Origin of the sequence: Shewanella saliphila (assembly GCF_014648295.1) — a bacterium.
GTDB lineage: Bacteria > Pseudomonadota > Gammaproteobacteria > Enterobacterales > Shewanellaceae > Shewanella > Shewanella saliphila.
Genome location: NZ_BMQV01000037.1, coordinates 1 through 13,610, shown reverse-complemented (window position 1 = coordinate 13,610; position 13,610 = coordinate 1). Strand labels below are relative to the sequence as shown.

General features: G+C 42.6%; 8 protein-coding genes. 3 read left to right on the top strand and 5 right to left on the bottom strand.

The annotated features are described in order from the left end of the window. Positions 1-139: 139 nt before the first annotated feature. Positions 140-1,675 (top strand): MFS transporter, encoded by a 1,536-nt coding sequence (locus IEY48_RS15320; protein WP_188921863.1) that lies wholly within the window; start codon positions 140-142, stop codon positions 1,673-1,675. A gap of 751 nt (positions 1,676-2,426) precedes the next feature. Here the strand turns inward: IEY48_RS15320 and IEY48_RS15315 are convergent. From IEY48_RS15315 to IEY48_RS15300, 4 genes are all read right to left on the bottom strand, one after another. Continuing rightward, a complete protein-coding gene (locus IEY48_RS15315) occupies positions 2,427-4,736 on the bottom strand; it encodes an OmcA/MtrC family decaheme c-type cytochrome (protein WP_188921861.1) in 2,310 nt (769 codons plus the stop codon). A 335-nt stretch (positions 4,737-5,071) separates the two neighbouring features. Continuing rightward, entirely contained in the window at positions 5,072-7,411 is a 2,340-nt protein-coding gene (locus tag IEY48_RS15310) for an OmcA/MtrC family decaheme c-type cytochrome (protein ID WP_188921859.1), read from the bottom strand. Positions 7,412-7,748: 337 nt separating this feature from the next. Further along, a complete protein-coding gene (locus IEY48_RS15305) occupies positions 7,749-8,705 on the bottom strand; it encodes a LysR family transcriptional regulator (RefSeq protein WP_188921857.1) in 957 nt (318 codons plus the stop codon). Between the two features lie 67 nt (positions 8,706-8,772). Continuing rightward, positions 8,773-9,483, bottom strand: a complete 711-nt coding sequence (locus IEY48_RS15300; protein WP_188921855.1) for a 16S rRNA pseudouridine(516) synthase — start codon at positions 9,481-9,483, stop codon at positions 8,773-8,775. Positions 9,484-9,553: 70 nt separating this feature from the next. Between IEY48_RS15300 and glnD the strand changes: the two genes are divergently transcribed. Both glnD and IEY48_RS15290 read left to right on the top strand, forming a co-directional pair. Further along, positions 9,554-12,196, top strand: coding sequence for a [protein-PII] uridylyltransferase (gene glnD / locus IEY48_RS15295; RefSeq protein ID WP_188921853.1), 2,643 nt, complete (start codon positions 9,554-9,556; stop codon positions 12,194-12,196). Between the two features lie 98 nt (positions 12,197-12,294). Continuing rightward, on the top strand, positions 12,295-12,798 hold the full coding sequence (locus IEY48_RS15290) for a YcxB family protein (RefSeq protein ID WP_188921852.1): 504 nt from the start codon (positions 12,295-12,297) through the stop codon (positions 12,796-12,798). Between the two features lies 1 nt (position 12,799). Here the strand turns inward: IEY48_RS15290 and IEY48_RS15285 are convergent, their stop codons facing one another. After that, on the bottom strand, positions 12,800-13,462 hold the full coding sequence (locus tag IEY48_RS15285; protein ID WP_188921850.1) for a uracil-DNA glycosylase family protein: 663 nt from the start codon (positions 13,460-13,462) through the stop codon (positions 12,800-12,802). Positions 13,463-13,610 lie beyond the last annotated feature (148 nt).

The window sequence follows — 13,610 nt, the reverse complement described above, 5'->3', positions numbered from 1 at the left end:
AACGCCCCACGCTTGATAAAAAGCAAGATACAATAAACAAAGCGGATCTCACGATCCGCTTTTTGTTTTTTGGATATTTTCCCTCAACTTAGGTAGAGTGTCTTGCGTTAACTCAACACACAATAATAAAGGGTGACTTATGAGCACTAATTCGCATTCAGGTAACGACCTGAGTGAAGTAAAACAACTGGGGATGTGGGCATCAATCACTAGCCTCGGTTATATTTTTTGGCTGGTCGGCGGCATGGAGCTGGTTGAACGTATCGCCTATTATGGCGTAAAAGCCTCTGCCGGTTTATATGCTAAATCCCCCGTCTCTGAAGGCGGCCTAGGTATCGACTTACACGACTACGGTATTATTATTGCGGTGTGGGCTATGCTGCAAACCTTTATCCCGGTGTTTACCGGTGGTATCTCAGACCGTGTCGGCTATAAAGAAACCATTTTCGTTTCGACCATCATTAAAATCATGGGTTATCTCACCATGGCGTTTTTCCCTGATTTTTGGGGATTTTTAGCCGGTGCCATGTTGCTTGCTGCAGGTACAGGGGTATTTAAACCCGGTATTCAAGGCACGCTCGTGTTGTCAACAAAACGCGAAAACACGTCAATGGCTTGGGGTATATTTTATCAAGTCGTGAATATCGGTGGCTTCTTAGGTCCGCTAGTCGCTGTGCATATGCGTCAGTTATCGTGGGACAATGTGTTTTATGCTTGTGCCGCGATTATCTCATTTAACTTCTTATTTTTATTGGCCTATAAAGAACCAGGTAAAGACGAGCGTTTAGCCAGAGCGGCTAAAGTCAAGTCAGGTGAAATTCAACAAGAAGCATTATGGAAAGATGCACTGCATGAACTTAAAAAACCTATCGTGCTTTACTACATGCTAGTGTTTGCTGGCTTTTGGTTTTTGTATAACTCGCTATTTGACGTCCTGCCTATTCATATTGCCGAATGGGTCGACACCAGCATCATTGTTACCTCATTATTTGGCCCAGAAGGCACCAGTAACGGCATATTGCAGTTCTGGCTAGGTCTTAGTAATGACGGCACCAAGGTGATGCCTGAGGGTATGTTAAACCTGAACGCAGGTATGATCATGACCACCTGCTTTTTAGTGGCCGCGTTTACCGCTAAATACCGTATTACCACCGCTATGTTAGTGGGTTGTATTTTAAGTATTACCGCCATTATGTTGGTCGGCGTCTTTAATGCTGCGTGGATGATTGTGCTGGCCATTGTGATGTTTTCTTTAGGTGAAATGATGATTAGCCCGAAGAAAAACGAGTTTATGGGTAACATTGCCCCTGAAGGTAAAAAAGCCATGTACCTGGGTTTTGTGATGTTACCGCAAGGGATTGGTTGGACTTTAGAAGGCTACTTTGCTCCTAAGCTTTACCAAATTTATGCCTCTAAAGAAATTATCTCACGTAATGAGTTAGTCAGCCGCGGCATGAGCCAAACCGACGTTGATGCGATTCCACAAGGTGAAGCCTTTATGCGTTTAGTCGACTTTACCGGCATGGAAGCACAACCGTTAACGCATATGCTGTATGAAGCCAATAACATCGGCATGGCATGGTACATCATTGCTGCTATCGGGATTATTTCAGCTGTGGGTATCTTTATTTACGGTAAATGGTTATTGAACATGCAGCGCCAACAAGCAGCGTAATCGCTAATAGCACTCGATGAGTGCTGCAAATCATCAATACCAAGGGAGGCTTTAATGCCTCCCTTTTGCTATCTACGATAAAATGGCGACCCATTCTTGAGTCTAGAACCTAGATCGCTTCGCTGCTAGGACGCTAGGACGCTAGGACGCTAGGACGCTAGGACGCTAGGACGCTAGGACGCTAGGACGCTACGCGGCTAGAATCTATAAAATCTTAGCAGTGAGTCCAGCCATCATTGTTAGCAAACCACAATAACGTTGTCATCCCGTAGCAAGAGCCTAGAGCGCTACGCTGCTAGGACGCTACGCGGCTAGAATCTATAAAATCTTAGCAGTGAGTCCAGCCATCATTGTTAGTAAACCACAATAACGTTGTCATCCCATAGTAAGAGCCTAGAGCGCTTCGCTGCTAGAACGCTGCGCGGCTAGAATCTATAAAATCTTAGCAGTGAGTCCAACCATCATTGTTAGCAAACCACAATAACGTTGTTATCCCATAGCAAGAGCCTAGAGCGCTTCGCTACTAGAACGCTGCGCGGCTAGAATCTATAAAATCTTAACAGCGCAGCGACCCTAGCAGGACGAAGTCCGCCCTAGCAGCGCAGCGACCCTAGCAGGACGAAGTCCGTCCTAGCAGCGCAGCGACCTAGCCACACTGAAAATCAAACAAAAAAAAGAGGGAGGCATTACTGCCTCCCTCTTACTTAGTTTCTTAAGTGATGATTAAGAAATGGTTTTTCTGTTCACTCGTTTAGTGAGCAACACTTGAATGCACAGTATCGATACCGTAAGTTTTACCTTCAGCATGACATGTTGCACAAGACTCTACTGGTAAATCAGCTGTTGTATCAGGTGTACCTTCAACAGTCGCACCATTACTCTTAAAGTGAGCTAGTGCTGCAGCATCAGAGTGAGCATGACAAGAGCGACAAGCTTCTGCTACTGGTGAGATATATAACTCTTCAGTAGTACTCACTTTAATTGCACGTTTACCAGAAGTTAAGCCACCGTCGTCAGCAAATAGAGACTCACCGTCGTTATGACACTCTGTACAATTGGTTTCTACAGCTGGGTAACCATGTAATTCACCGCTTTCATCACGGTAAATAGCAGGGTCACCACGAGTTGCATCCCAAAGGCCTGAATGGAATCTGTGTGACACAGCAAATAGGTCTCTTTGACTGAATGTAATGTCGTCTGCAGTAACCCAAGTGGCATTACCATCAGCATCAACAGACTTATACTGTACAGGGTGACCAGAAGAACCAGTATTTTCGTTGTGACAGTCCATACATTGAGTAAATTCTGTCACACCATGAGTACCTTTCACGTACGTTAAGCTACCGTGACAGCTATTACATTTAGCTTCAGTTACAGTAATACGTGCAGGGTCATCAAAGCGAGAAATCACTTCAGCAGCATCAGCATCAGTTAAATTGAAATACTTAACAGGTGCACTGTTTGCCACGCCAAGTTGCTCAATATTGCCATCGTCATCAGTTGTACACATCACAATCATGTCATTTTCAGCACAAACTTGTACTTCAGCTGTCACATAGATTGGGCCAACTAAACGGCTTGCATCAAAATCTGCAGCAACCGTTAGGACGCCACCAGATAAGCTTACCGCATCAGTTAGCACTGACATTCCAAGGCCACGAGTAACTGCGCCATCTTCAGATAAATTACCAATTAAGAAGCCACGACTTGTAGAAGTCATATAAGCACTTAAGTCAGTACCATCAGGCATTGCAGCACCATTAAGCGTTACATTGGCTGTAACAGTTAACGTTGACACTAATGGATCGGCTGTCGCAGTGGCAACGGCTGAAGTAAAGTCAAAGACTAATCCTTCTGCAACATTATCACGTAGACCGACTTTATGCGCTTCAACTGGGCTTAAGCTACCAGCACCGTGACAACCAGAACAAACAGCGTCACTTGATGGTACAATACCGTTATGGTTTTCACCCGTATCTAAATCAACATCAACGTGACAAGACACACAAGCTTCTTCGTAAACGTTGTCGTTCCACTGAGTGCCATTATCATGACAAGTAGTACATTCATTTAGCGCAGATGGGAAAGCGATTTCACCAAATAGCTCTGCTGCTTCACCCGTTAGCGAATCAGCGATATGTTCACCGGCATGAAGAGTGTGGATCATGGCATTGAAGCTGATGTTATATCCAAAATCTGCATAGTCTTCATCAGCGGCCATCGCAGGGTTATGACAAGCGACACAGTTTTCAACTTTTTGATAGTTATGGTGAGCATCAATGTTAGCAATACGCATATCTGTATCAGCGTAACCGTCTAATGAACTATGACACTTAATACATGCCGCATTAGACACTGAATCTTTTTCTGAAACAGCTAACTCGCCAGTCGCAGGAATAAAATCAATCGGTGTTGATAACAGTTTATCACTGATACTAGTACCGTCAGCATCCACTACGTTATATGCACGTAGCATCACACGAACTAAGTCATTAGCATCACCGTCGGTTAATACTGTCGGCGCATTACCATCATGCTCCCAAGTACCAGTATAAGTACCAGGGTTAGCAGTATCTTCAACTAACGTACAAGCTTCAACTTCAACACCAGCACGAGTGGTTACTGTACCTGTAAGAGTACAATACATGGCGTTATCGCTAACAAAGTCATTAGCATAAATATGACTTGTCCATATGTTTGGTGCACCCGTGTCAGTGGTATTTTCTGACTGACTGGTGACATATAGCTGAACTTTTTCAAGCCCAGAGAATGGCATAGTCGCTCCGCCAGTACCTTCACCTGTAGCAGTAAATGTAAAGCTAAAGTCATCAGTACCCACGACAACAATATCTGTTGGCGCTATTGTTAACGTAAATTCTGCAGCATCTTCTACGGTCGTAACAGATAAAGTGGCATTAGCACCATCTGATCCATCGGTACCGTCAACGCCATTTACACCATCAGCTCCGTCAGCACCATCACTGCCGTCAGAACCACATCCCGCTAAACCAAAAGCAGCGATAAAGGCTGCCGTAAGTAAGGTTTTATTATATTTTCTCATCTTAAATCCCCCGATTTAGATTTGTTAGTCTTACACGTACAAAATATAGGGAATTGAGGCAGAAAGCCCGTGAGATGTAACAAAGGTGTGATAGCTGGTTGTAAATTCGAATACTGAAATCGGTAATTTCAATATTCGATATTACCAAAAGTAAAATTAACACGTTGATTTTAGTGATGCAGACAAGAGATTCAACATACAAAAATTAACGAAAAATATTGCCTATGATGAATTGTTTATAGATAACATTGAATAAAAAGAGAGGCAATATTGCCTCTCTTTTACTTAGTTTCTTAAGTGATGATTAAGAAATGAGTTATTATTTATTCAATGACTTAGTGAGCAGAGCTTCCATGAACTACGTCTACACCGTAAGTTTTACCTTCAGCATGACATGTTGCACAAGACTCTACTGGTACAGCGTCTGCAGAGGTAATGTTATCACCAAATACAGTTGCACCATTACTCTTGAAGTGAGCAAGCGCTGCGTCACCAGAGTGAGCGTGACAACTACGACAAGCTTCAGTAACTGGAGAAATATATTCGCCGTTACCTAATGCTACCGAAGTTCTACCTGAGGTTAAAGTACCAGTACCGTCAAAGAATGCCATTGCATCCCCAGCAGTATTTGCATCTTTATGACACGCCTGGCAATTAGTTTGCTCAGCAGGGTAATTTACTAAGTCGCCATCAGCATTAATATAAACACCAGATGCTTCTTCAGCATACGTACCACTGTGATAACGATGAGAAACTGTTGCTAAATCACGGTTGTAATACTCTAGGCCTTCAACCACTTCAAACGTACCATCTTCAGCTTCAACTTGAACAGTTTCATGATGAGAACCGACAGGGCTCGCATTGTTATGACAATCAGCACATTGGGTAAAGTTAGTCACACCATGACGAGGCGATTTAATGTGCGCTAAGTTATCATGACAAGCATTACACTTTGCTTCATCAGCTGTGGTACGGTCATTACCTACCTGTGTAGGTGCGTTATAATCAGTTGAGTTGACAAAACGCAAGTCATCAGTAGTTTCAACGCCTGTCGCTGCGGTATCACCAAATACAAAGTATTTAGTCTCAATGTTAGCAGGAATACCAACATCACAACCATCAGCAGTTGCAACGATCATATCAGTCTCAGTATCACCACACATAGCCATTTCAGATGACACATAAAGTGTTTCACCATCTAAATCAGTAGGGTCTGTAAGTGTTTGAGTTAAGACAATTTGACCACCTGTAACAACAAACATACCGCTATCAGTAGAGATACTAGAGCCTTGGACATAATCACCATTGTCATCAAGTGTACCGATTAAGATAGCTTTAGCATATGAGGCATCAGCTAGATAATCTGCTAAATCAGTACCATCAGCCGGAGCCGCACCGTTTAATTCAACACCAATAGTGACAGTTAATTCACCAGCAGCGACTTCAGCAGAAACCACATCTAACACTAAGCCATCGGCTAAGTCTGCACGACGATTAACACTGTGTGCTTCCATAGGGCTTAAACTACCAGCACCGTGACAGCCAGAACATACCGCATCACTTGCAGGCACAATACCATCATGGCCTTCACCTGTCTCAAAGTTCACATCGACGTGACAAGATTCACAGGCTTCAGCATAGATGTTGTCGTTCCACTGAGTGCCGTTATCATGACAAACAGCACATTCATTATGTTCAGCAGGGAAAGCGATTTCACCAAACAACTCTAGTGCTTCACCCGTTAGCGAATCAGCAAGCTCATCGCCCATATGAATGGTGTGGATCATCGCATTAAAGTTAACGTTATAACCTACTTCTGGGTCGTCTTGTCCGCCCGCATAAGCTGGGTTATGACACGCGACACAGTTTTCCACCTTTTGGTAATTATGATGCGCACTGATATTGCTCATACGCAGATCAGTATCAGCATAACCTTCCATTGGGCTGTGACACTTGATACACGCTGCATTTGACACAGCGTCTTTAGCTGAAACGGCGAGTTCACCAGTTGCAGGAATAAAATCAATCGGTGTTGATAAAACTTTATCACTTACATCTGTACCTTCAGAATCAACAACATCATAGGCACGGATCATGACACGAACTAAGTCATTCGCATCACCATCGGTCAATACTATCGGCGCTGTACCATCATGCTCCCAAGTACCAGTATAGGTACCAGGATTAGCTGGATCTTCAACCAATGTACACGCTTCAACTTCAGCCCCCGTAATGGTAGTCGCCGAACCCGTTGAACTACAATACATGCTGTTGCCAAAATCATTGGCTAAAGTATGGTTTGTCCATAAATAAGGTGCACCTGTATCAGTCGTATTTTCAGACTGGCTAGTGGCATACAAGGCAACTGTCTCAAGTCCAGAAAATGGCACAGCGGATCCGCCAGTACCTTCGCCTGTTACGGTAAACTTAACACTAAATGTATCAGTACCCACAACAACAATATCTGTTGGCGCTATTGTTAACGTAAATAGTGAAGCATCTTCAACGGTCGTAACAGATAAAGTGGCATTAGTACCATCTGAACCATCAACTCCATCGACACCATTGACACCATCAACTCCGTCAGCACCATCACTGCCATCAGAGCCACAACCTGCTAAACCAAAAGCAGCGATAAAGGCTGTCGCTACTAAGGTTTTTTTATATTTTCTCATCTTAAATCCCCCGATTTAGATTTGTAAGTTTTGCACATACAAAATATAAGGATTTAGACAAAAATACCCGCGCCACATAACAAACCTGTGATGCTTGGTTACAAATTCAATAGCGAAAATTGGTGATTTTAATATTGGGTATATATAAATATGAAACTACTGATTTCACATTTACCAGCTTAAAAAGGCGACTTAATTTAAAAAAAAAAGCTTGAACCATAAAAGTTCAAGCTTAAAACACACAAAACACTGATGTTGCAGGGTTAAATCAAGTAAACTGTAATAAAATTGTTAATTACCCCACTACACTCTTCAAGGTTGTTTTTTATACAGATATCTATTTCAACACCGAGTTAACAATATTGATTATCATTCCCCGCAAATCTGCAGAATAACGTCGATAATGCTCTGCACGTTCAATTAAACAATAATTTGGCATTGGCATCACTGATTTAAGTCGCTCAAGTTCTGTTTTAGATAAGCGCTTTACGCGTAATTGTGGGAGTTTTTCTGCAAAAGATCCTTCATGACAAATGGTTAATGACAAACTATTCATGGTCAGTATATGCCAATACCAGTCCTCTAACTTGCCAACATACTCAATGTTGTCTGATAACAAGCCATTGTTTTGACAATACAGTTCTAATGGATCAATACGATTATTAAAACCGCGACAACGTAAGTACACCAGTGAGTGTTGAACAATATCTTCAATTGTAATGTTATCGACATTATCCCAAATAGGGTGTTTCGCATTGCCAACAACAGAAATGCTCTTAGGACATGCTATAGGGTAAACATCTAAACCATGGGAATCTTGAGTATCATAACCAATACCAAAATCTAACTCGCCATTGTAAATCAACTCTTCTGTGTCAGCTTGCCAACTGTGTAACCTAACTTTACCAACGGTATCTAGAGGACACTCGCTTAGCGCAATGGCAACGCTGGTAATAATGTTTGGCGAAACAGCTAAGTGCAATACGTTACGTTTACAATGATTAACATTTTCTTCAACGGAGCGCTCCATTTGGCTAAACATGTCACAAAGCTGACAAACGGGTTGATATAAACGGTCAGCTAAAGGCGTCGGCTTAAGCCCTTGTTGACGGCGAAAAAACAGTTCGTCATTAAAAATCATGCGCAACGATGTTAAACAGCGGCTTATCTTAGGCGCAGATACAGCCAACTCTTTTGCTGCAAAGTTTGCATAACCGGTTTCGTAAATGAACTTAAATACCATTAAACTAAATACATCTAGTTCACTGACTTTTTTTAATGCTTGTAAATCCATGTTCTTTTCCAATCCATTGCAAGAAACGCATAAATTAACATGTTAAGCGACTTAAAAAGTTGATCTACTACTGAATTACACAATCAATTTCAGCTTCTGTTAATAAACGAAACTCTCCAGGTAATAAGGTGTTATCGAGTACGATTTTGCCAATGGACTCACGATGCAATCCAACCACGGGATTGCGAAAACGGCCAAACATGCGCTTTATCTGATGATACTTACCTTCGCATAAACTCACCCTTGCCTGATGGCTAGACAACATCGTTAGGGTTGCAGGTAATGTCGTAATATCTTCATACTCAAAATACATACCATTAGCAAAAGCGTCGATATATCGCTCATCAATTGGGTTGGCTAAGGTGACAATATAATGTTTATCGACTTTATTGTCTGGCGCCATTAATGCCGCAGACCATTTAGCATCATTGGTAATCAATAATAACCCCGTTGAATGCAAATCAAGTCGTCCTGCAATATGCAGCATATCAAGCTCAACCCCGACTAACAAACTCACAGCCGTGGGATGTTTGTCATCAACCGTTGCACTCACGACACCATCAGGTTTATTGAGCATGTAATATTGCTTTTCATACTGCTGTAACACCACGTCATTACAAACAATATGGCTAAATTCATCAATCAGTAAATCAGGTGATTTAGCATACTTACCGTCTACGCTGACTTTGTTGTCAATTAATAACTGACGAACCGCTTTTTTGGAAACCTGTAATCTACGAGCAATAAATTGGTCTAGTCGACCACGCTTAGACGCCATAAAACCTCACTATACCAATTTGATTAAGAATACCTTATTCTGTCTAAGGACTACATTAATAAGGAGTAACATGCTTTCGCTACCTGCTAGTACAGATATGCGCCCAGACATGACCACCGCCGAGTTTAAGCAGGCGATTAAGTCATTGGATCTTTTTTTACAAGAGAACATATTTCAAAGCGCAATTAATGACACCTTGAACAAGCGATCGCAGTTTTTTGATACTCTATTATGCCTACTCTGGCAGTCACTCGAACTAGACCACAATCATATTTCGCTTAACGCAGTTGGCGGTTATGGCCGGCAAACCTTACATCCGTTTTCAGACATTGATATCTGTATTATCCACGATGGAAAACTGTCTGCCAGCGACGGCGCGAAAGTCAGCGACTTTTTAACACAACTGTGGGATATCGGCCTCGACCTAGGTCACGCTGTACGCAGCCTAGACGATACCTTTCAAGCCTGTAAAGAAGATGTCACCATTGCCACCAGTTTACTTGAAATCAGGCACTTGTACGGCAATACAGAACACCAACAGCAAGTATTAAATGCATTATATGGCCAGGACTTATGGCAGAGCCAAGCATTTTTTAATGCCAAACTGAGCGAGCAACAAGAGCGTCATGCCAAAGCGCAAGGCACTTCGTTCAGTATCGAACCTAATTTAAAAACCAGTCCTGGTGGTATTCGCGATATTCAAACCCTCACCTGGGTTGCCCGTAAACATTTTGGTGTGGCCAGTATGCAGTCATTACGACGCTTTGGCTTTTTAACCAATGATGAATACTCTGAATTAATGGAATGCCAACACTTTTTATTTAGAGTGCGCTTTGCCCTGCACCAAGCAGCACAGCGCTCAGAAAACCGTTTGTTACTGCAATATCAAGCAGAAGTCGCCAAACTTATGGGCTTTGGTGATGGTATGCCCATCGGCGAGAGTGGCAATATCGCCATTGAAAAAATGATGCGTCAGCTGTTTAGGGCCATGAAGCGCATTGGCGAATTAAATAAAATACTCATGGCGTATTTTCAGCGAGAAATTATTCCGCAGCTCAATCCACAAATCATCCCAATTAACGACAACTTTGAAATTGTCGACCAATACATTCATGTTCGCGATGAAACCGTCTTTATTGATCGCACTCAAATTATGGCGTTGTTTGAGTTTATCGCGATTCATCATGACAAAATCGTTGGCATTAGTGCCGAAACTTTACGTTCGTTGCGTCAAGTTAGGCGTCGCCTCATGGGCGACTTACAAGATTTTCAGCGTTGCCGCGAACAATTTAAAGCCATTTTTGCCCACCCACAAGGTATGGGGCTTGCCATCACCTTAATGCATCAACACGGTATTTTGGCCTCGTATTTACCCCAATGGCGTGAAGTGGTCGGCCAAATGCAGTTTGATTTATTTCATGCTTACACCGTCGATGAGCACACCCATAAAGTGCTGAAAAACATCTACGCCTACGGTAAAGACATTAAAAGCCTCGATAAAGACTTAGCGTTAGCAGCAGACATTTACCAAAAAATGTCCAACAAATCGACTTTGTTATTTGGCGCATTATTTCATGACTTGGCCAAAGGCCGTGGTGGTGACCACAGTGAGTTAGGCGCAGTGGATGCCAATATGTTTGCCAAATTCCACGGCCTAAAAGTGTCACAGCAAAAGCTGATTAGTTGGTTAGTAGAAAACCACTTATTAATGTCGATTACCTCGCAACGTATGGACATTTACGACTCTGAAGTCGTCAATGCCTTTGCCAAAAAAGTCGGCACACTTACCCGATTAGACGCACTCTATTGCCTTACCATTGCTGACATTCAAGCCACTAATGATGACTTGTGGAACGATTGGAAAGCATCATTATTAAAAGATTTATACTTTATTACTCGTAAAGCATTACGCGGCGGCTTTGAAAATGTGTTGCAAATACGTACTCTCGTGCGCGAGCACAAGCAAGAAGCCCTTAATCTGTTAGATGCAGATGAAACGACAGCCGATGCGATTAAAGCACTGTGGAAACGTTTACCGATTGGTTTTTTCAGTAATGCTGAAGCCGACGATATTGCCAGATACACCCAAGCATTATTACAACATAATCAAACGCCAGTCGAAGACAATCAATACAATACATTGATTTTACTCGACGACTCAGTGGTTAAAGGTTGCAGCGACGTATTTGTGTATACCAAAGACAGGGCCGGATTATTTGTTAAATTATTTAATACCTTAGCCGCACTGCGCATGTCAGTAAAACAGGCTCAAATTGCCCGCACTAAAGACGGTTATGTGGTCGAATCTTTTAAAGTCCTCGACTTTGATGAGAAGCCAATTACCAGCGCTCAACGACGCAAACAAGTGCTCAACAAGTTATATCAAGTGCTCGATAAAGATGTCACCATCCCTAAAAGACGGGCATCAAGACGCCATCAAAGCTTTGATAATCAGCCCAGCATTGAGTTTTTATATTCACGTAAATCAACCCGCACCCTAGTCAATATATCAGCACTAGACACCAGTGAATTTATGGAGCAAATCGCCAGTGCATTTAGAGCACTCGACCTTAATATTCACTCAGCGACTATTAGTACGGTCGGTGAGCGTGCCGACAACGTGTTCTCAATCTCTAATAAGCAAGACCAACAATTAACCCCTGAAGAACAGCAACAATTGACCCTAGAGTTGGCGAGCGCCATCACGGATTAGCAAAGGTCAACGCCCTAGCCATTAGTTTGCACTTTACTTTGAGCAAACCAATGGCTATGCGATAATGACATTTATTCTCTTATCAGTATTAAATCATCATGTCACAAGCGTTTAGTTACACAGCAGAATACCTGCTAGATAAAACCTACTTTGAAGAGTGCTTTGATCAGTCTGTTAGTACGCAAACGCATCCCAAGCAGTACCTTAAAACCGCCATCTTTGTGATAATTGGCTTAGGTATTTTACTGCTTAATAACCTCAGCCAATTACCTATTAGCAATAAAGAGACCTACTACTTAGGGTACTTTTTTATTGGTCTCGGTGTGGTGGAATGGTTAAGTATCCGCTTTAAAAGAACCTGGTGGTTATGGCGTCAAATGATGAGTAAAGCAGCTGGAGACACAGTTACACTGGTCATTGATGATACCGGCATTCACAGTCAATCAACCCATGTGAACCAGCAGGTTTTATGGACTGATGTTTATCGTATCACCCAGACTGAAGCAGGCTTTTTAATCGCCTTACAAAAAAGTATCACCTACTTATCTAAACGCTGCTTAGATGCCGCAAGTATCGAGTTTATTGCCAGCAAACAAGGGTAATTTAAACCAGTGCCTCACGAACGCGCTGTTTAAGGTGGCTAAGTAAATCGTCTTTAAACCAGGGGTTGCGGCTCAACCAGATATTATTACGCGGACTGGGGTGCGGTAAGGGGATAAAAAGTGGCCCAAAGCTGCGCCATTGCTTGACCGTTTCGGTGAGGGTTTTAGGTTTGTTCGCGATATCGAAATCAACGAACTCACTATTGGTTAATGCATTAATCGTTAAGCGATGCTCACTTAAATAATACTGTTGCGCATATTGGCCAACCAACAACACCAATTTAACTTGAGTTAAGTGAGCCAATAATAATGCATGCCACTTAGGGGCGCACTCTGGTCTTGGCGGTAAGTCACCCGATTGACCTTTTTTAGCTGTAGCCGCGCTATAACTCCCTGGATAACAAAACCCCATTGGCATAATGGCAACCTGCTTAGCATCGTAAAACACCTCACGGCTTACGCCTAACCACTCACGCAATCTATCGCCACTGGCATCATTGAAAGGAATGCCTGTTTCATGCACTTTACGCCCTGGCGCCTGACCAATGATCAATATTTTTGCTTGAGGGTCGAGTTGCACCACAGGGCGTACACCATGAGTTAATGAAGCCGCACAAAGCTGACATTGATTAACCTGCTTGAGTAACACCTCAAAATCGGTCATATACCCAAACAACCTGAAGATGCTCGATTTCAGCAAGAATTTACACGCGTTTAGGCAAGGCATTGATTGCAGGTAATGGTTGTTCCCTTTCCAAAATCAATAACGCAGCATAAACGCGTGTAAAACTTGCCCTTTGGGAGTTTCACCG